The following is an 18,949-nucleotide window of genomic DNA, read 5'->3' as shown; positions in this document are numbered from 1 at the left end:
TCCACCTCCTCATTCGTGGCGATCGGGTGGTCCCGAACTCCGGCTTTTTACTGGCAGCATCTTATGGCGATGCGGCCTTTGTCGATCGCTATATGGGTGCGCAACCACCATACGGAATCCGAAGGGGCTTCCGCTGGTTCGGTTGTTACCGCCGTGGCGGGTCAGAGGATACGGACCAGGATCTCGGAGTTGCCCGCGCGGATCACGTCACCGTCGGCGAGCTGCCAATCCTGAACGGGCGCGCCGTTCACGGTGGTGCCGTTGGTGGAGCCGAGATCGGAGAGCATCGCGACCTGGCCGTCCCAGCGGATCTCGATATGCCGACGCGAGACGCCGGTGTCGGGCAGCCGGAACTGGGCCTCCTGGCCGCGACCGATCACGTTGCGGCCCTCGCGGAGCTGGAAGTTGCGGCCGCTCCCGTCCTCGAGCTGCAGGGTGACCGTGAAGGTGCGGTCGGCATCGAAGCCCGAGTACGCGCCCGCGCCGTAGGGCTGCTGGTCGTAGGCCGGGTAGTCCTGGCCGTACGCGCTCTGCTGGTAGTCGTAGCTCTGCGGGGCCTGAGGGGCCTGCTGCGCCGGGTAGCCGGAGCCCTGCTGCTGCGGCGGGTAGGCGGGGGACTGCGGCGGGTAGGCCGGCGCGCCCTGCTGGTAGCCGCCCTGCGGTGCGTAGGGATCGTTGGCGGGCTGGGCGTACGGGTCGTTGCCGCCCTGCTGCGCGTAGGGATCGGCTGCGCCCTGTGCGTAGGGATCGTTGGCGGGCTGGGCGTACGGGTCGGCCGCGCCCTGCGCGTACGGATCCTGGTAGCCGCCGCCGTAGGGGCGCTCGTAGCCGTTGCGCGGCTGCTCGCTCGCGTAGCCGTTGTTGCGCGGCTGCTCGCTGGGGTAGCTGTTGCCGTTGGCGTAACTGTTCGAGGCGTATGCCGGCTGGTATTCGGGCCGGCCCTCGTTGTCCGCGGGCTCGCGGTTGGCGTCGTAGCCTGAGTTCTGCGTCATGGGGCCAGCTCCTGGGTTCGGATGAGCGGAGGGTCGAGGTAGCGGGACTGCGTGCACTTCCGGGCCTGGGCTACGAGCCGGTGGCCGCCCCGCATCGGGGTCCACCGTCCCGCTGGTCCGGAACTGGCCCGTGTGCAACGCCGGGCTCGGTTCGAACCGCACGGTGATGGGGCCATAGGTCTGCCATCCCTGGTCGCGGATGAAGCCCTCAAGGTGTCGGGCGAAGGCCTTGACTGTCAAGTCCCGGTCCGTCGCCAGTTCGTCGTGATCGGATTCGTTGATGGTGATCACGTACATGTTGGGGGCCAGCAGGTGTCCGCCATCGAGGTGCTGAACCCGGTCGGTGGCCTCCTGCTGGAGTGCGGATTCCACCTCTTGGGGCATGACGCCGCCGCCGAAGACCCGGGCAAAGGCATCCCCGACGGCGCCCTGCAGCTTGCGCTCGAATCGCTGGACGATCCCCATCGTGGCTCCTCTCCGGTCCCGGTGGCGTGTCGCGGCCTCGATGCCGCCCCTGCATGATATCTACCTTTGCCGGATGCCCGTGTGGGTGATCGCTTCCTTCGCAGGTCGGGGGGGCGAATCGTCATTCCCGGCGGGTACGTGTTAATGTTTCCGGCGTCGCTCGGGCGAGTGGCGGAATGGCAGACGCGCTGGCTTCAGGTGCCAGTGTCCTTCGGGACGTGGGGGTTCAAGTCCCCCTTCGCCCACAGAGAGCAGTTCGACGAACTGCGACGAACGAGGTCACGAACTTGAAAGAGTGCGTGGCCTCGTTTTTGTTTGGCTCGGGTCGGAGCGTCCGTTGGACGCGTGATGGAGCCATGTCGATCGGCCCTGCCCGCCGGTGTCGTCAGTGGGCGGTCGGTATCAGAATCCGTAGGCGACGGGGGCGGTCCCCATGACCGCCCAGTCGTGGGTGCTCATCTTCGGCTCGTGAAGATGCCGTCGAGTTGGGTCTCGATCACCGCGACGGCGCGCTCGGGTGTCAGTTGCCCGAGGAGGACGCGGGTTTGCAGTCCTTCGGCGCCTGCGGTCAGGAACACGGCTTCGCTTGCTGCATCTATCCGGCGGGGCACCTGTTGGAGATCTTGGCCGTGGATGAGCAGATCGGCGACGAGGTCGGCTAGCGCGGGCGGCGCCGCGCGGGCCACTGCGGCGAGGTCTGGTTCGGTGAGGAAGCGGACGAAATATGCCGCGTACACCACATGTCTGCTGCGTCGTTCCTCGTCGAGGGGGAGCATTTCCAGCAGGACACCCTGCACAATCGCCCGGATGCTCGGGTTGTCACCGAGAAGTGCCATACGGTCTCTGGCCTGTTGTTCGGCGTCGGTGTTCAGTATTTCCAGCGCGCCGAGCAGAAGCTGGTCGCGGGTACCGAAGTAGTACTGCAGCAGGCGTGCGGACACCCCGGCCTCGGCCGCGACCTGCCGCAGAGTGACCTGCTCCAGTCCGCCGCGTATGGCCAGTCGCCACAACGCCTCGGCGATCTGGCGGCGACGTTGTGCGTGATCGACCTGTCGGGGCACTGGCTTCGGTCCTCTCGTTCTGCCCCTGTCAATCCGGGCTGCCCGTTGTGGTGCGATCGTACCAACCCACTGTTATGGTGCAGTCGAACCATAAACCCGATTCGGCGCCGCGCGTACGGCGTGGGGAGGAGAGACGCGGATGCGTTACATGACTGTGTTGGTCGTCGGCCTGCTGGTGCTGGTGCTGGGCGCGCAGGGTGCGATTCGGCTGTTGGCGGACCATGACAATTCCGGGTTCCTGAGTTGGATGCCGGGCGGGTTTCCGGTTCGGTTGCTGGCGTATGTGGTGCTGGTCGGCGTGGGAGCGCTGCTGGCGGAGTGGGGTAGTCGCAAGTCCAAGCAGGCAGAGGCGAGGCGTTCATAGGGCCCAGTGACACGGTTCCGTTGGATCTATCGGGAATTCGCGGATCGCTGCTCGGTCTAGTGACCTTGACCACAATGCGATCGAGTCACGATCCGGTCACGCTATGGTTACCGGCAACACTGACCGCAGCTGACACGTTCGCTGCGGTCAGTAGTCATTTCAGGGCAATTTCGTCGTCATCCGAGCCTGGTGACCAGGCCGATCGCGACATCCCGCAGCGGCGTCAGCCGCGTTGCGGTCGCCACCCTCCCCATGGTCCTCGAGGCGCGCACCACCGCGCGGGTGGGCCGTCGACGGCGCCGGTCGTAGCGGCGCAACGCCTCGGACACGTCCGCGCTCTCGGTCAGCGCCCTGCCGAGGGCCACCGCGTCGATCATCGCCTCGCACGCGCCGCGGCCCAGGTTCGGTGCCATCGCGTGGGCCGCGTCGCCGATCAGGGCCACGTTGCCCCGCACATACGACGGCAGCGCCGGGCTCTCGTAGAGGTCGTGGTGGAGCAGCTCGGCGGGGTCGATCCGATCGAGGACCGCCCGGACCTCGGCGTGCCAGGTGCCGAACCGCGCGCGCAGGAAGGCGGCGCCGCCGTCGGAGTTGTCTGGTCGTTCCGCAGGCTCCACTCCCGCGATGTCCGGTTTCACGCGGACCGCGGCGAAGAAGTTCGTCATGCCGCCGTCGCGCGGGCTGATCCCGAAGAGGGCCCCGTCACCCCAGGTCTCGGCGGAGTTGTCGGCGGTGCCCGGCACCCAGCCGCGCCACGCCGCCATCCCGAGCGGGCGGGGTCGGTAACGCGCGCCGAACACCGCGTCCCGGATCCGGCTGTTGATGCCGTCCGCGGCGATCACGACGTCCGCCCCGTCGCCGCCCTGGTCCCCGGTGCTGTCGTAGTGCAGCACTCGCGGCCCGAGGGGCGCGGCCAGGGTGCTCAGCAGCCCGGGCCGCGACAGCAGGGTGGTCGACCCGCCCCGCACCGTCACGCGGGCGATCGCGGTGCCGTCCGGGCGCAGCAGCGAGCCGGACGACTGCGGCACACCGAGTTCGCGGACCCGGTCGCCCAGTCCGATCGCGTCGAGGGCGGCGAGCGCCTGTGGCCACAGACCGAGCGCGGTGCCGGTGGCGGGTGGTCCGTCCGCGCGCTCGTGCACCCGAACGTCCCATCCCGCCCGGATCAGGTAGTTCGCGGCGGTGAGCCCGCCGATGCCGCCGCCGACGACGGTTGCTGTGCCCCTCATGAACGTCACCGTACTACGGATGTAGTGTCCTTACTACTGTTGTAGTGTCGCGCTATGTCCGGTCAGCGTGAACGCGTCCTCGATGCCGCCATCGAGGTGCTCGGCACGCGCGGTCTGCGCGGGCTCACGCACCGGGCCGTCGACGAGGTCGCCGGCATCCCTCAGGGATCCACCTCGAACTACTTCCGGACCAGGGGATCGCTGCTGGAGGCCGTGATGTTCCGGCTGGTCGAGCGCGATCGCGAGGACTGGCGCGCGCTCGCGGCGGTGCCGAGGCCCACCTCGGTGGACGAGTTCGCCGCCGGGCTGGCCGCGTTCGTCAGGTCGGCGACCGGGCCGGACCGGGTTCGGACCGCTGCCCGGTACTCGCTGTTCGTCGCCGCGGTGGCGGAGCCGGGGCTGGCGACCCCGCTCGGCCGGGCCAGGGGCGAACTCCTCACCTGGGGGACGGGCCTGCTCGCCGGGCTCGGGGCGGCCGAGCCGGATCGGGTCTGCCGAATCCTGGCGGACTACCTGGACGGGATAATCCTGCACCAGTTATCAACGCCCGCAGCACAATTCGATCCCGATGGGGAGATCGAGGCGGTCACACGGGCCCTGCTCGGGGCGGGTTCTCGCCGCCCCTGAGTGCCGCGAGTTCCCGGTCTATGCACTGGTCAGGCGGCCAAAAAGGCTAACCTAAGTTGGCGCGGCACGGGGGTGCTGAATTATCGTGTTCGGAACATGCTGGACACACAACCGTCCAGATAGTCACTCAGCCACGTCGGCGGAGGCGGGGACACATCCCGATCACCGTCTGCCGCCGCAGCTGAATGGGCGCGCCGGCCCAGTGTTGCGTCGGCGCTTTGTATTGCCACGTGATGGCCATCAGCGTTGCTGGTCGTCTGTGCATCTGACGCACACGAAGGCTAGGTATGAAGCAATTTCCAGGCCACAGGTCTCCCGGACCCCAGGGCCTCTATGACCCCGCGAACGAGCACGACGCCTGTGGTGTCGCGTTCGTCGTCGACATGCATGGTCGGCGCAGCCGCGACATCGTCGACAAGGCCATCACCGCGCTGGTGAACCTCGAACACCGTGGTGCTGCCGGTTCCGAGCCGAACACCGGCGACGGCGCGGGCATCATGCTGCAGGTCCCCGACTCGTTCCTGCGCGCGGTCGTCGACTTCGACCTGCCCGCCGAGGGCGCCTACGCGACCGGCATCGGGTTCCTCCCGCAGGCCGCCGCGGCCGCCGACGAGGCCGCCGCAGGCGTGGAGAGGATCGTCGCCGAAGAGGGCCTGACGGTCCTCGGCTGGCGCGAGGTCCCCACCGACGACTCCTCGCTCGGTGCGATGGCGCGCGAGGCGATGCCCACGTTCCGGCAGGTCTTCGTCGCCGCGGCCGATGCGTCGGTCACCGGCATGGCCCTGGAGCGGCGCGCCTACGTGATCCGCAAGCGTGTCGAGCACGAGCTCGGCGACGGCGGAGCAGGCGAGGACGGCCCCGGCCGCGAGACGGTGTACTTCCCGAGCCTGTCCGGCCAGACCTTCGTCTACAAGGGCATGCTCACCACGCCGCAGCTCAAGAGCTTCTACCTCGACCTCCAGGACGAGCGGATGGAGTCGGCGCTCGGCCTCGTGCACTCGCGCTTCTCCACCAACACCTTCCCGTCGTGGCCGCTGGCGCACCCGTTCCGGCGCGTCGCGCACAACGGCGAGATCAACACCGTCACCGGCAACGAGAACTGGATGCGCGCTCGCGAGTCGCTCATCGAGTCCGACGTGTTCGGCGAGGGCGCGCTCGACAAGATCTTCCCGATCTGCACCCCGGGCGCCAGCGACACCGCGCGCTTCGACGAGGTGCTCGAGATGCTGCACCTCGGTGGCCGCAGCCTCCCGCACGCCGTGCTGATGATGATCCCCGAGGCGTGGGAGCGGCACGAGAGCATGGACCCGGCCCGCCGGGCGTTCTACGAGTACCACTCCGCGCTGATGGAGCCGTGGGACGGACCCGCCTCGGTGTGCTTCACCGACGGCACCGTCATCGGCGCCGTGCTGGACCGCAACGGTCTGCGTCCGAGCCGCATCTGGGTGACCGACGACGGACTGGTCGTGATGGCCTCCGAGGTCGGCGTCCTCGACATCGACCCCGCCAAGGTGATCAAGAAGGTCCGCCTGCAGCCGGGCCGGATGTTCCTGGTCGACACCGCGCAGGGCCGGATCATCAGCGACGACGAGATCAAGTCGGAGCTGGCGGCCGAGCACCCCTACCAGGAGTGGCTCGACGCCGGGCTGGTCCACATGGCCGACCTGCCCGAGCGCGACCACGTGCACATGAACCACGAGCGGGTGCTGATCCGTCAGCAGATGTTCGGGTACACCAACGAGGAACTGAACGTCCTCATCGCGCCGATGGCCAAGACCGGTGGTGAGGCGCTCGGTTCGATGGGCACCGACACCCCGATCGCTGTCCTGTCGGCTCGTCCGCGCCTGCTGTTCGACTACTTCTCGCAGCTGTTCGCGCAGGTGACCAACCCGCCGCTGGACGCGATCCGCGAAGAGGTCGTCACCAGCCTCGGTGGCAGCATGGGACCGGAGGGCGACCTGCTCAACCCGGGCCCGGCGTCCTGCCGCCTGCTCGCGCTGCCGCAGCCGATCCTGAACAACGACGACCTCGCCAAGCTGGTCCACGTCAACGACGACGGTGACTTCCCCGGCCTGCGTTCGGTGGTCGTGCCCGGCCTGTACCGGGTCGCGGACGGCGGCAAGGGCCTGCGCAAGGCGCTCGACGACATCCGGTTCCAGGTCTCGCAGGCGATCGCGGGCGGGGCCCGGATCATCGTGCTCTCCGACCGGAACTCGAACGAGACGTTCGCCCCGGTCCCGTCGCTGCTGCTGACCTCGGCCGTGCATCACCACCTGGTCCGCGAGCGCTCGCGCACCAAGGTCGGACTCGTCATCGAGACCGGTGACGCCCGCGAGGTGCACCACATGGCCACGCTCGTCGGCTTCGGTGCCGCGGCCATCAACCCGTACATGGCCTTCGAGACGATCGAGGACATGATCGAGGGCGGCGACCTCACCGGTATCACCTTCGAGGACGCGGTCAAGAACTACATCAAGGCCGCGGGCAAGGGCGTGCTCAAGGTGATGTCCAAGATGGGCATCTCCACGCTCGCCTCCTACACCGGTGCGCAGCTGTTCCAGGTGATCGGCCTGTCGCAGGAGCTGGTGGACGAGTACTTCACCGGACTGAACTCGCAGCTGGGCGGCATCGGCCTGGACGAGCTCGCCGCGGACATCTCGATCCGGCACGCGTCCGCGTACCTGAACCGTCCCGAGGAGCGCGCGCACCGCGAGCTCGAGGTGGGCGGCGAGTACCAGTGGCGCCGTGAGGGCGAATACCACCTGTTCAACCCGGACACGGTGTTCAAGCTCCAGCACGCCACCCGCACCGGCCAGTACGAGATCTTCAAGGAGTACACCAAGCTCGTCGACGACCAGTCGGAGCGCCTGGCCTCCCTGCGTGGCCTGTTCAAGTTCAAGAGCGGTGTGCGCCAGCCGATCTCGATCGACGAGGTGGAGCCCGCCTCCGAGATCGTCAAGCGCTTCTCGACCGGTGCGATGAGCTACGGCTCCATCTCCGCCGAGGCGCACGAGACGCTGGCCATCGCGATGAACCGTCTCGGCGGTCGCTCCAACTCGGGCGAGGGCGGAGAGCACCCCTCGCGCTTCGAGGTCGAGGCGAACGGCGACTGGCGCCGGTCCGCGATCAAGCAGGTCGCGTCCGGTCGGTTCGGCGTGACCGCGCACTACCTGAGCAACTGCACCGATATCCAGATCAAGATGGCGCAGGGTGCCAAGCCCGGCGAGGGCGGCCAGCTGCCGCCGCACAAGGTGTACCCGTGGGTCGCCGAGGTGCGCGGGTCCACCCCTGGCGTCGGCCTCATCTCGCCGCCGCCGCACCACGACATCTACTCGATCGAGGATCTCGCGCAGCTGATCCACGACCTGAAGAACGCGAATCCCGCGGCTCGCATCCACGTCAAGCTGGTCTCCGAGGTCGGTGTCGGCACGGTCGCGGCGGGTGTCTCGAAGGCGCACGCCGACGTGGTGCTGATCTCCGGTCACGACGGTGGCACCGGCGCCACCCCGCTGACCTCGGTCAAGCACGCGGGCGCGCCGTGGGAGCTCGGCCTCGCCGAGACCCAGCAGACGCTGCTGCTCAACGGTCTTCGCGACCGGATCGTGGTGCAGGTCGACGGTCAGCTCAAGACCGGCCGCGACGTGGTCATCGCCGCGCTGCTCGGCGGCGAGGAGTTCGGGTTCGCCACCGCGCCGCTGGTGGTCTCCGGCTGCATCATGATGCGCGTGTGCCACCTCGACACCTGCCCCGTTGGCGTCGCGACCCAGAACCCGGTGCTGCGCAAGCGTTTCGCGGGCAAGCCCGAGTTCGTGGAGAACTTCTTCATGTTCATCGCGGAGGAGGTGCGTGAGCTCCTCGCCGAGCTCGGCTTCCGCACCATCAACGAGGCGGTCGGCCAGGTCGACGCGCTGGACACCACCAAGGCGCTCGAGCACTGGAAGGCGTCCAAGCTGGACCTGTCGCCGATCCTGGCGAAGACCGAGTCGGGCTTCATGGACCAGGATCTGTACTGCACCGGTTCGCAGGATCACGGTCTCGAGAAGGCCCTCGACCAGCAGTTGATCGCACAGAGTCGTGCGGCCATCGACAGCGGTCAGCCGGTGAAGTTCGAGTCGAAGATCACCAACGTCAACCGGACGGTCGGCACCATGCTCGGCCACGAGGTGACCAAGGTGTACGGCGGTGCGGGCCTGCCCGAGGACACCATCGACATCACCTTCACCGGATCGGCGGGCAACAGCTTCGGCGCCTTCGTCCCGAAGGGCATGACGCTGCGGCTGTACGGCGACGCCAACGACTTCGTCGGCAAGGGACTGTCGGGTGGACGCATCGTGGTGCGCCCGCCGCTGCAGGCCGCCGACGGGTTCGTCGCCGAGGAGAACATCATCGCGGGCAACGTGATCCTGTTCGGCGCCACCGGCGGCGAGGCCCTGATCCGCGGCATCGCGGGTGAGCGTTTCGCGGTCAGGAACTCCGGCGCGACGGCAGTGGTCGAGGGCGTGGGCGACCACGGCTGCGAGTACATGACCGGCGGACGGGTGGTCGTGCTCGGCGCGACCGGACGCAACTTCGGTGCCGGCATGTCTGGTGGCGTTGCGTTCGTCTACAACCCGGACAAGTCCTTCGAGAAGGACCTCAACACGGAACTGGTCGATCTCGAGGACCTCGAGCACGAGGACTTCGGCTGGCTGAAGGGTGCCATCGAACGGCACCGGGACGAGACCGGCTCCGAGGTTGCCGCGCGCATCCTCTCCGACTGGTCTCAGCAGGTGAATCACTTCGTGAAGGTGATGCCGCGCGACTACAAGAAGGTGCTCGTGGCGATCGACACCGCGAAGAAGAACGGAACTGACGTGGACGAGGCAATCATGGAGGCAGCTCGTGGGTGATCCAACAGGCTTCCTCAAGCACACCTCGCGCGAACTGCCGGTCCGGCGGCCGGTGCCGCTGCGGCTGATGGACTGGAAGGAGGTGTACGAGGACTTCGATTCGAAGACCCTCCGCACCCAGGCCAGCCGATGCATGGACTGCGGTATCCCGTTCTGCCACAACGGTTGCCCGCTCGGGAATCTGATCCCCGAGTGGAACGACCTGGTGCACAAGGATCGCTGGCGCGACAGCATCGACCGTCTGCACGCGACCAACAACTTCCCGGAGTTCACCGGTCGGTTGTGCCCGGCGCCCTGTGAGGCGTCCTGCGTGCTCGGCATCAACCAGGATGCGGTCACCATCAAGCAGGTCGAGGTCGAGATCATCGACCGCGCCTTCGACGAGGGCTGGGTCAAGCCGGTTCGGCCGTCCAGCTTGACCGGCAAGAAGATCGCGATCGTCGGCTCCGGGCCTGCCGGCCTGGCCGCCGCGCAGCAGCTGACCCGGGCCGGTCACACCGTGACCGTGTTCGAGCGTGCCGACCGCATCGGTGGCCTGCTGCGCTACGGCATCCCCGAGTTCAAGATGGAGAAGCGCCACATCGACCGGCGCCTGGTCCAGATGGAGTCCGAGGGCACCATCTTCCGCCCGGGAGTCAATGTCGGCGTGGACATCTCGGCCGAGCAGCTGCGTGCGGACTTCGACGCCGTCGTGCTGGCCGGTGGCGCCACCGAGGCGCGTGACCTCCCGATCCCCGGCCGCGAGCTGGACGGCATCCATCAGGCGATGGAGTTCCTGCCGATCGCCAACCGCGTGCAGCTCGGCGATGCGGATGCACCGTCGATCACCGCCGAGGGCAAGAAGGTCGTCATCATCGGCGGCGGTGACACCGGCGCGGACTGCCTCGGCACCTCGCTGCGCCAGGGCGCGGAGCTCGTGCACCAGTTCGAGATCATGCCGCGTCCGCCGGAGGCCCGCGCGGACTCCACCCCGTGGCCGACGTACCCGCTCATGTACCGGGTCTCCTCGGCGCACGAGGAGGGTGGCGAGCGGGTGTTCGCGGTGAACACCGAGCAGTTCACCGGGGCGGACGGCAAGGTCACCGGGCTCAAGGCCCACGAGGTCAAGATGGTCGGCGGTCGCTTCGAGAAGCAGGAGGGCACCGACTTCGAGCTCGAGGCCGACCTGGTGCTGCTGGCGATGGGCTTCGTCGGACCGGAGAAGCCGGGCCTGCTGACCGACCTGGGCGTCGACCTGAACGAGCGCGGCAACGTGACCCGTTCCGGCGAGTGGGCGACCAACGTCGACGGCGTGTTCGTGGCCGGTGACATGGGCCGCGGCCAGTCGCTCATCGTGTGGGCCATCGCGGAGGGTCGCGCCTGCGCGGCCGCCGTCGACAAGTTCCTCGAGGGCGAGACCTCGCTGCCCTCGCCGATCGTTCCCACGGCGGCACCGCAGCGATGATCACGGGCCGATAACGGCCTGTTACCGAACGGCAACCCGCCGTCCCGATCACTCGGGGCGGCGGGTTTGCTGCGTAATGGGGGGATTTCCGGTCTGTCGGTCATATGGACGAATGTTCAACAAAGTGGGGACGTATCCGTTTTGTGACGGTTAGGCTTCGGCGATTCTGTGATGTGAGTCACGCCACTGCAAACCCACTCCGGTGGGCCGTTCAGGAGGTAACCGTGCTCTTGTCCATGACCCGTCGCCTTGCGACACCCCTCATAGCGGCTGGTGCCGCGATGACACTGATGCTCGGCGGCGCGGCCACCGCCGCCGCTCAGGAGACACCCCCGCCGCCCGCGTCGTCGGGCGACAAGACGGCCGACAACCTGCGCTGGAACCTCAGCCTGACCGCCGTGAACGGGGCCGCGGTCAACCCCGCGACGCCGGGTGTCAACGTGGTTCATCCGGGGGACACGGTGACCTACACCGCCAAGATCTGGAAGACCGCAGGCATCGGCCGGTACATGACGGCGATCCGGCAGATCCAGCCCGCCGGCTTCGAGTACCTCTCGCACACGATCAGCAAGCAGTCGAACGTCACCAACGAGGGCGCCGCGGGCGTCAAGGCGACGTGCACCGGCGGCGGCTGCAACTCGGTGCCGATCCTGGGCACCAAGGGCTACCTGGACAACGTGAACTTCGACGTCACCTACAAGATCCCGCCGACCCAGGCCTTCGGCGACTACAACGCCGGCTTCGTGTTCGACGTCTACGCGTTCTCCACGCAGTCGGGCGCCAACCCGGCAGGCGCGTGGGTACGCGTCGTCGACCCCGCCGTGAACACCACCACGGACCTGCAGGTCCCCGCCACCGCCAAGACCGGCACCCCGGTCGACCTCACCGCGAACGTCGGGCCCGCCAACGCGGTCGGCACCGTGCAGTTCAAGGACGGCGCCGCGAACATCGGCGGCCCCGTCGGCGTGACCAACGGCAACGCGACGCTGTCGCACACCTTCGACTCGGTTGGCGCGCACAACATCTCCGCCGTGTTCACCGGCGGTGCCGGCTTCCACGACTCGACCTCCGGGGTGAAGACCGTCGACGTCACCGCCGACACCACCACCGCGATCCAGGTCCAGGCCACCGCGCTGGTCGGCGACGACGTCCAGGTCACCGCGACGGTCACCCCCGCGACCGCGGCAGGCACCGTGCAGTTCAAGGACGGTGAGACCAACGTCGGAGAACCGGTCCCCGTGGTGGGCGGCACGGCCTCGATCACCCGCAAGTTCGACGAGGCGGGCACCCACAGCTTCGTCGGCGTCTTCACCGGCACCGCCGGCTACACCGACTCGGTGTCCCCGCCTGCCGAGCTGACCGTCAAGGACGCTGACTGGGGCACCACCACCACCGTGCTCGAGCCGGTCACCGCGGTCGTCGGTACTTCGGTGAACCTGTCGGCCACCGTGCACCCGATCCCGACCGGCGGCACCGTCAAGTTCCTGGTCAACGGCACGGAGGTGGGCACGGCACCGGTGGGGACCGGTGACGGCGTAGCGATCCTGCCGCACACCTTCGGCGCCGCGGGCACCGCCAACGTGGTCGCCGAGTTCACGGGGACCACCGGATTCACCGGATCCACCTCGAGTGGCTTCACCGTCACCGTGAACGAGCCGGACACCCGTGAGGCCACCACCACGGCCCTCGCGGTCACCGGCAACGCCGCCGTCGGACAGGCCATGCAGTTCAAGGCGACGGTCGCGCCCGCGGGTGCCAACGGCACCGTGCAGTTCAAGGTCGGCACCACCCCGATCGGTGGCCCGGTGGCCGTCGTCAACGGCGTGGCCACGATGTCGCACACCTTCGCGGAGGAGGGCACCTACGGCGTCACCGCCACCTTCATCGGGGGCTCCGGGTTCAAGGACTCGGTGTCCGGGCCGTCCGTGGTGAACGTCGCGGCCGCAGGCACCCCCGGTGGCACGGGCAGCCTCGACACGGGGTCACTGTCCAGCCTCTTCGGTAGCTAGCCGACCCATCCCCACCACCGGCCCTGGGCGTGACGCGTGCACGTCCAGGGCCCGGGTGGGATCCAGACTTTCCCTATCTCAGGAGAATTCATGCAGAACAGAAGAATTCGGCGGATAGCGACTCCGATCACCGCGGCGGCCGTCGTCGGGATCACCGTGTTCGGTGGCATGCCCGCCCAGGCCGCCCCGATCACCACCAACTTCACCGCCGCCTGCCTCGCGACCCCGTCGGCCGTGGCAGGACCGACCGTGCAGGCGCAGCCGTCGTCGGTGACGATCGATGCCCCCGCGACGGTCGATGCCGGCCAGGAGTACGAGGTCACCATCGCGCCCCCGCCGATCACCTACCCCAACTCGGTGTCGGGGGCGAGCGTGCAGAACGTCTCGCGGATCAAGATCGACGTCGACGTGCCGCAGAACGCGGAGTTCCTCGGTGCGGACATCGTGCCGGGAACCAGCTCCGGACTCAGTGGTGTCGCACCTAATGTGTTGCGGGTCAACGAGAACGGCACTGTCGACCCCAACGGGACGATCATTCGTCTCTCGGGCAACAACGCCGTCATCGGAAACGGTCCCAACTCCAGCAAGAACTCCGAGGGCGGCATCGTCGCACCCGCGGCGAGCGGCGCGAACACGACCTTCCAGCTGCCCAAGGTCAAGGCTCGGCTGCGGGCCGGTGCCGCTGGCAACGTCCAGATCAAGCTGCGCACCGGCGGCGACGCGGGGAAGTGGGCCAACGACAAGAACTTCCTGACGTTCCTGCCGAAGGCGACGCTGATCATCACCGCATGGGCCCCGACCCAGTGCACCCCGCGTGACAGCGAGACCGCGCCCCTCAACGGCGGTGCGGGCCCGCTGGCGACGACCACCATCACCGAGGCGGACAAGGCCACCACCACCACCCTCGCCGGCCCCGGCACTGCCAAGAACGGCACCCCGGTCACCCTGACCGCCAACGTCGCTCCTGCGGCGAACGGGGGCACGGTGCAGTTCAAGGACGGTGACGCCCCGCTCGGCGACCCGATCGCGGTGGCAGGCGGCAACGCGGCCCTCACGACGACGTTCACCACCGACGGCGACCACTCGATCACCGCGGTCTACTCCGGCGCACCCGGATTCGTGGGATCCACCTCCGCGGCCAAGATCGTCAAGGTCACCACCGACGCGCCGCCGGACACGGTGACCACCACCACGGTCGAGGCCCCGGCCGACGCCAAGGTCGGCCAGGACGTGAACCTCACGGCGCGGGTCACCCCCGCCGGCACCGGCGGAACGGTGAACTTCATCGTCGACGGTGGGGCCCCGGTGACCGGCATGGTCGGCACCGACGGCATCGCCGTCGCCCCGTACACCTTCACCACCACCGGTACCCACCGGGTGGTCGCAAAGTTCAGTGGTGCACAGGGTTTCGCGCCGTCGACCTCGCTCGCCTTCCCGGTGAGCGTCACCACGCCCGCGCCCGCGGACGTGGAGACCACCACCACTCTCGCGGCACCCGGCACCGTGGAGAAGAACGTCCCGGTGACGCTGCGGGCGACGGTGGACCCGGCCAACGCCAAGGGCAAGGTGCAGTTCAAGATCGGCACCTCGCTGATCGGTGGTCCGGTCGACGTGGTCGACGGGGTGGCGACGCTGCCCACCACGTTCCACAACTCCGGCACCTATAACGTCACGGCGGAGTTCACCGGTGACGCCGGGTTCACCAGTTCCGCCTCGGCTCCGCAGACGCTGACGGTGCCCGGCGCAACCGGTCCGGGGAACGGCGGCGGCCTCGGCAGCCTGGAGAGCATCTTCGGCTCCTGATCGAGGCCGAGTGCCCGGGTGCGTCGTCGGCTCACGGCCGGCGGCGCACCCGCCGCTCGCTACACCCCTGCGGTGAGCGCGACGGTCAGCGGAACGACCGTCAGGCAGCAGATCGCGGCCGCGAAGAGGGCGATCACCACGCCGCGGTGCCAGCCTCCGCGGGCACCGCTGGCGGCGGTCACGAACAGGATGAACCCGACGCAGACGGAGACGATCGTCAGGATCACGGGGGTGTCGACCATGGTTCGATTCTGCCCGCCGGCGGGGTCTCGTCTGCGGCCGCCCCGGAGGCGTCGCAGAGGGTGGGATCGGTGCGCGAGATCACCGGTGATTGCGGTAGCGTCTCGTTAATCGTCTGTGCATCTTTTTGATACCTCCCGATGGCAGCATGTGCTGGCCGGACCGGGAATCGGAAGGAAAGAGGGGGCTCGCACAATGCGCCTGAAGAAGTCCATCGCAGTGCTGTCCGCGTTCGCTGCTGCCACCGTGGGGACGGTGCTGTCCGGTACCGCCGCCCAGGCCGCTCCGGCGGCAGGCAATTGCCCGAGTATGTACGTGGTGGCCGTCCCAGGTACCTGGGAGACGTCAACGCAGCCGGACAAGCGTCCCGGCCCCGGCATGCTCGCCGCTGTGACGAATGCGCTTCCCGCGTCGAAGATCCGGGCCGACTACGTCACCTATGCGGCGACCGCGTTCCCGTGGGAGGCCGAGGTCTACGGGGCGTCGAAGAAGCAGGCCACCGACAACGCGCGGGGCATGCTCGAAGCGATGCAACGGGACTGCGCCAACACACGTTTCGGCATCATCGGCTACAGCCAGGGTGCGGACGCGGCAGGCGATCTGGCCGCGGAGATCGGCACCGGCACCAGCACCATCCGGCCCGAGAGGGTGGCGGCCGTCGGGCTGCTCTCCGACCCGCGCCGCGCGGACAGCGATGTCCTGATCGGCCCGCCGGTGCCGGGCATCGGCTCGGGCGGCCCGCGAATCGGCGGTTTCGGCTGGCTCAGCGATCGCACGGTGACCTTCTGCGCACCAGGGGACCTGTACTGCGCGACCGAGCGCACCGACTTCGTCACCAGGTTGGCCGGATTCCTCGCGCAGAACTCGGATCCCGGCTCCTCGGATTCCCCGCGCTACGGCGACGAGGCGACGATGATCTGGAACGACCTCCTCGGCGCGGGCGGCATCCCGACCCTGCAGAACCAGCTCACCGACGAGGCGAACAAGGGCCGCCGGAAGCAGCTCGAGCGGTTCTACGGGTCGGGCGCCCACCAGGATTACCAGGGCTACGCGGTCGACGCCGCCGGCAACACCCCGACCTCCTGGCTGGCCGGCTGGCTGCGGGACCGCGCCTGATCCCCGGGGTTCTTGCCCCACTCCTCACCGCCTGCGCGATCACGCGATGAACCCGCTTCATCGCGTGATCGGCCGGTCCCAGCACTCGACCTCACCGATTTCTCTGGTCAAGGGGTAGCAGGGTCCGGCACAATGCCTGCGACCGGCGGACAGCCCGGCCACGGCGTCGGGCGTGAGGAGCGGCATGCGATCGTCAGGTGAAGCAGCTTTGGGTGCGCGGGAGCTCGTTGTCGCGCTCGCCTCGGCAATGGAGACGCGGAGCGAGGAACTCGCGGCGCGGGTGATCGACCGGCTGACCTCCGAGATAGAGGAGGCCCGGGATCCGCTGATCGCCACCATGCAGGCCGCCACCACGGTGGAGTCGCTGGCGTCGATCCGCCAGATCCTGCAGCACCGGATCGAGGCGGGGCGCACCGATGCACCGGCGACGGCGCTCGAGTATGCCCGGCAACTCGCGCAACGCGGGGTCTCGCCCGCCGCGATGGAGCGGGCCAACCGCCTGTCCACGGACACCGTGATGCGGTGGTGCCTCGAGCAGATGGAGCTGCTCAGCGACGACGCCGCGGTGGTCGCGCAGGCCGCGCTGCTCATCATGACCGACACCGCCGGTTACGGCGACCGGGTGGCGCACCAGCTGGCGGCCGCCTACGAGACCGAGCGTGTGCTGTGGCTGCGTCGCAGCAGCGTCTCCCGGGAAGCCTGCATCGGAGCTCTCCTGACGGGCCGCGCCACGGACCTGCCTGCCGCCGAACTGACCCTCGGATACCGGCTGTCCCAGCGGCATCTGGCCATGGTGCTGTGGACCGAGCGGGCCGAATCCCGGGAAGACGAGACGGGTTTCCTCGAGCGGTCGGTCGGCGCCCTCGCGGAACGGCTCGGCTGCGCAGGGCCGCCGCTGGTGGTGCCGCGCGCCGACAACGAGGCGTGGGCCTGGTTGTCCGTCGGGGCGTCGGTCGACCTCTCGGCGATCGGGCCGATCGTGGCCGGCTGGGAGCGCCCGGTCACGCTCGCGGTCGGGGTGCCGGCCGAGGGGGTGGCCGGGTTCCGGCGCACCCACGAGCAGGCGATGTCGGCGCAGCTGGTGGCACGGAACTCGGCACGTCGCGGCCCGCTCGTCGTTTCGAGCGCGGAGGTCGGCGCGATCGCGCTGATGTGCGCGGACATGCCTGCCACTGTGAGGTGGGTGCGCGACATCCTCGGATCGTTGGCCGTCGACGATGCCGCGAGCGAGCGGCTGCGCGAGACGATCCGCGTGTTCCTGGCCAACGGTGCCAGCTACACCGCGACCGCGGAACAGCTGAACATGCACAAGAACTCGGTGGTGTACCGGCTCCGCAAGGCAGAGGATCAGCTCGGGCACAAGCTCAGGGACGGCCGTCTCGACCTGGAGATCGCGCTGGCGCTGTGTCACTGGCTCGGCGCGGCCGTGCTCGAGGCGGCACCGGATTCGGCCGCCCCGAGCACCGGCGGCTAGCGGACCAGGCTCAGCGGTTCCCGCGTCGCCGACCGGATGAAGTAGGCGATCTCGTCGATCGCGCGCTGTGCCTCCGGCACCACGTCGGCGGCCGCCTGGAACACGTGCACCTGCTTGCGCCACACCTGGAGCTCGCACGGCACGCCCGCATCGGCGAGCCGGTCGGCCATCAGCTCCGAATCCGGCAGCAGCAGCTCGTGCGACCCGACCTGGATCAGCACCGGCGGCAGGCCCCGCAGGTCGCTGTCGACCGGGCACATCCGCAGCAGGTCGCGGACCGAGCCCGACCGGCTGTCGGTGCGATCCGAGATCCGGGCGAGCTCGTCGAGCGCATGGCTCGGGAGCATGGCGTCGCGGCCTGCGTTGCGGTGCTCGGTCTTGCGGGCCGGATCCATCTCGGTGAGGGGCGAGAGCGCCACGATGCCGGCCGGACCGGGCAGGCCCTGCTCGCGGAGGGCCAGCGGGATCATGAAGGACAGGTAGCCGCCCGCCGAGTCGCCCGCGATGACGATCTGATCGGGCCGGTAGCCCTTGGCCAGCAGCCAGCGGTAGCCGTTGACCCCGTCGTCGACCGCCTCGCCGATGCTGTGCGTCGGGAGCATCCGGTAGTCGACCATCAGGACCGGCGCCTGTGCAGCGGCCGAGATCCGCGAGACCAGGCGCTGGTGGGTGCCGATCCCGCAGAACATGAATCCGCCGCCGTGCAGGTAGAGGACGACGCGATCGCTCTCGGCGCCGTCCGCCTTGACCCACTGGGCGCTGCAGTTGTCGAGCAGGATGGTGTGGCTGCGGGTGCCCTCGATCGGGGGATGCATCACGGCGCTGATGTCGTCGAGGAACTTCATCGGCCAGGGCAGCGACGATGCCTTTGCCCACATCGAGATGACCGGGCGGACCGTCATTCGCAGCGCGTGGGCCAGCATGCGCGACTGCATGCTGGTGCCGTGGATCTCCTGGCGATCAACCGTGGTCGGGAGGTGTCCCGGCTGCGGCGCGACGGCGCCGTCGACGAACCGGGCCTGCACCGGACCGAACTCGCGGTCGCCGACACTGGCAAATTCCACAACTTCACTGCTGGTCACGTTGACATCCTTGGGGCTTCGCAGGGAACGCGATCGTCATCGGTGCGCGCGGCGTTGACGCCGCCTGCGCGGTCAAAATGTGATGGCGGTCACTGACATTTCAAGGACATTAGGGCGGATCGCCCGCCCTGCCACCGGGCGCACCGTACGAGAA

At 68.7% G+C, this 18,949-nt stretch carries 13 protein-coding genes and 1 tRNA gene; 9 read left to right on the top strand and 5 right to left on the bottom strand.

Going from position 1 to position 18,949, the window contains the following annotated elements; all coding sequences use genetic code 11:
- Positions 1-161: 161 nt before the first annotated feature.
- Positions 162-1,457 carry a DUF3662 and FHA domain-containing protein gene (locus BR31_RS0121385; RefSeq protein WP_027502764.1) on the bottom strand — a complete coding sequence of 432 codons (1,296 nt, stop codon included), beginning with the start codon at positions 1,455-1,457 and terminating at the stop codon, positions 162-164.
- 162 nt (positions 1,458-1,619) lie between these two features.
- Here BR31_RS0121385 and BR31_RS0121380 point away from each other — a divergent pair.
- A tRNA-Leu gene (locus BR31_RS0121380) sits at positions 1,620-1,702 on the top strand.
- 210 nt (positions 1,703-1,912) lie between these two features.
- Here BR31_RS0121380 and BR31_RS0121375 read toward each other — a convergent pair.
- The gene (locus BR31_RS0121375) at positions 1,913-2,518 is read right to left on the bottom strand and encodes a TetR/AcrR family transcriptional regulator (RefSeq protein WP_027502763.1); all 606 of its coding nucleotides are present in this window, start codon (positions 2,516-2,518) and stop codon (positions 1,913-1,915) included.
- A gap of 139 nt (positions 2,519-2,657) precedes the next feature.
- Here BR31_RS0121375 and BR31_RS0121370 point away from each other — a divergent pair, with 139 nt between their 5' ends.
- The gene (locus BR31_RS0121370; RefSeq protein WP_027502762.1) at positions 2,658-2,882 is read left to right on the top strand and encodes a hypothetical protein; all 225 of its coding nucleotides are present in this window, start codon (positions 2,658-2,660) and stop codon (positions 2,880-2,882) included.
- 176 nt (positions 2,883-3,058) lie between these two features.
- Here the strand turns inward: BR31_RS0121370 and BR31_RS0121365 are convergent, their stop codons facing one another.
- Positions 3,059-4,111, bottom strand: coding sequence for an FAD-dependent monooxygenase (locus BR31_RS0121365; RefSeq protein ID WP_027502761.1), 1,053 nt, complete (start codon positions 4,109-4,111; stop codon positions 3,059-3,061).
- A 54-nt stretch (positions 4,112-4,165) separates the two neighbouring features.
- On the opposite strand from BR31_RS0121365, the gene BR31_RS0121360 reads away from it, so the two are divergent.
- From BR31_RS0121360 to BR31_RS0121340, 5 genes are all read left to right on the top strand, one after another.
- Positions 4,166-4,738 (top strand): TetR/AcrR family transcriptional regulator, encoded by a 573-nt coding sequence (locus BR31_RS0121360; protein WP_027502760.1) that lies wholly within the window; start codon positions 4,166-4,168, stop codon positions 4,736-4,738.
- Positions 4,739-5,025: 287 nt separating this feature from the next.
- Positions 5,026-9,627, top strand: a complete 4,602-nt coding sequence (gltB, locus tag BR31_RS0121355) for a glutamate synthase large subunit (RefSeq protein WP_027502759.1) — start codon at positions 5,026-5,028, stop codon at positions 9,625-9,627.
- The gene (locus BR31_RS0121350) at positions 9,620-11,071 is read left to right on the top strand and encodes a glutamate synthase subunit beta (protein WP_027502758.1); all 1,452 of its coding nucleotides are present in this window, start codon (positions 9,620-9,622) and stop codon (positions 11,069-11,071) included. Before gltB ends, BR31_RS0121350 begins: the two co-directional genes overlap by 8 nt.
- 281 nt (positions 11,072-11,352) lie before the next feature.
- Positions 11,353-13,080, top strand: a complete 1,728-nt coding sequence (locus BR31_RS0121345) for an Ig-like domain-containing protein (RefSeq protein WP_197023683.1) — start codon at positions 11,353-11,355, stop codon at positions 13,078-13,080.
- 90 nt (positions 13,081-13,170) lie between these two features.
- Positions 13,171-14,883, top strand: coding sequence for an Ig-like domain-containing protein (locus BR31_RS0121340; RefSeq protein ID WP_027502756.1), 1,713 nt, complete (start codon positions 13,171-13,173; stop codon positions 14,881-14,883).
- A 59-nt stretch (positions 14,884-14,942) separates the two neighbouring features.
- Here the strand turns inward: BR31_RS0121340 and BR31_RS0121335 are convergent, their stop codons facing one another.
- Positions 14,943-15,125 (bottom strand): hypothetical protein, encoded by a 183-nt coding sequence (locus tag BR31_RS0121335; protein WP_027502755.1) that lies wholly within the window; start codon positions 15,123-15,125, stop codon positions 14,943-14,945.
- Positions 15,126-15,318: 193 nt separating this feature from the next.
- Here BR31_RS0121335 and BR31_RS0121330 point away from each other — a divergent pair, with 193 nt between their 5' ends.
- Together BR31_RS0121330 and BR31_RS29635 are read left to right on the top strand one after the other, a co-directional pair.
- Positions 15,319-16,239, top strand: a complete 921-nt coding sequence (locus BR31_RS0121330; RefSeq protein ID WP_081830626.1) for a cutinase family protein — start codon at positions 15,319-15,321, stop codon at positions 16,237-16,239.
- 184 nt (positions 16,240-16,423) lie between these two features.
- Entirely contained in the window at positions 16,424-17,713 is a 1,290-nt protein-coding gene (locus BR31_RS29635) for a PucR family transcriptional regulator (protein WP_156042574.1), read from the top strand.
- Here the strand turns inward: BR31_RS29635 and BR31_RS0121320 are convergent.
- Complete coding sequence (locus BR31_RS0121320) at positions 17,710-18,795, bottom strand: alpha/beta hydrolase (RefSeq protein ID WP_331281145.1); 1,086 nt, start codon at positions 18,793-18,795, stop codon at positions 17,710-17,712. The two genes, BR31_RS29635 and BR31_RS0121320, sit on opposite strands and share 4 nt — an antisense overlap.
- Positions 18,796-18,949 lie beyond the last annotated feature (154 nt).

Source organism: Rhodococcus sp. UNC363MFTsu5.1, assembly GCF_000686785.1.
In the GTDB taxonomy this organism is placed as follows: domain Bacteria; phylum Actinomycetota; class Actinomycetes; order Mycobacteriales; family Mycobacteriaceae; genus Rhodococcus_G; species Rhodococcus_G maanshanensis.
Note: the sequence above shows the minus strand (reverse complement) of the source record. Positions and strands in the feature narration are given on the sequence as shown.

What these genes read in the sequence shown, in the direction of transcription:
- BR31_RS0121385 (WP_027502764.1), bottom strand. Translation starts at nt 1,457, where the DNA reads ATGGGGATCGTCCAGCGATTCGAGCGCAAGCTGCAGGGCGCCGTCGGG.
- BR31_RS0121370 (WP_027502762.1), top strand. Translation starts at nt 2,658, where the DNA reads ATGCGTTACATGACTGTGTTGGTCGTCGGCCTGCTGGTGCTGGTGCTG.
- BR31_RS0121365 (WP_027502761.1), bottom strand. Translation starts at nt 4,111, where the DNA reads ATGAGGGGCACAGCAACCGTCGTCGGCGGCGGCATCGGCGGGCTCACC.
- BR31_RS0121360 (WP_027502760.1), top strand. Translation starts at nt 4,166, where the DNA reads ATGTCCGGTCAGCGTGAACGCGTCCTCGATGCCGCCATCGAGGTGCTC.
- gltB (WP_027502759.1), top strand. Translation starts at nt 5,026, where the DNA reads ATGAAGCAATTTCCAGGCCACAGGTCTCCCGGACCCCAGGGCCTCTAT.
- BR31_RS0121345 (WP_197023683.1), top strand. Translation starts at nt 11,353, where the DNA reads ATGACACTGATGCTCGGCGGCGCGGCCACCGCCGCCGCTCAGGAGACA.
- BR31_RS0121340 (WP_027502756.1), top strand. Translation starts at nt 13,171, where the DNA reads ATGCAGAACAGAAGAATTCGGCGGATAGCGACTCCGATCACCGCGGCG.
- BR31_RS0121335 (WP_027502755.1), bottom strand. Translation starts at nt 15,125, where the DNA reads ATGGTCGACACCCCCGTGATCCTGACGATCGTCTCCGTCTGCGTCGGG.
- BR31_RS0121330 (WP_081830626.1), top strand. Translation starts at nt 15,319, where the DNA reads ATGCGCCTGAAGAAGTCCATCGCAGTGCTGTCCGCGTTCGCTGCTGCC.
- BR31_RS29635 (WP_156042574.1), top strand. Translation starts at nt 16,424, where the DNA reads ATGCGATCGTCAGGTGAAGCAGCTTTGGGTGCGCGGGAGCTCGTTGTC.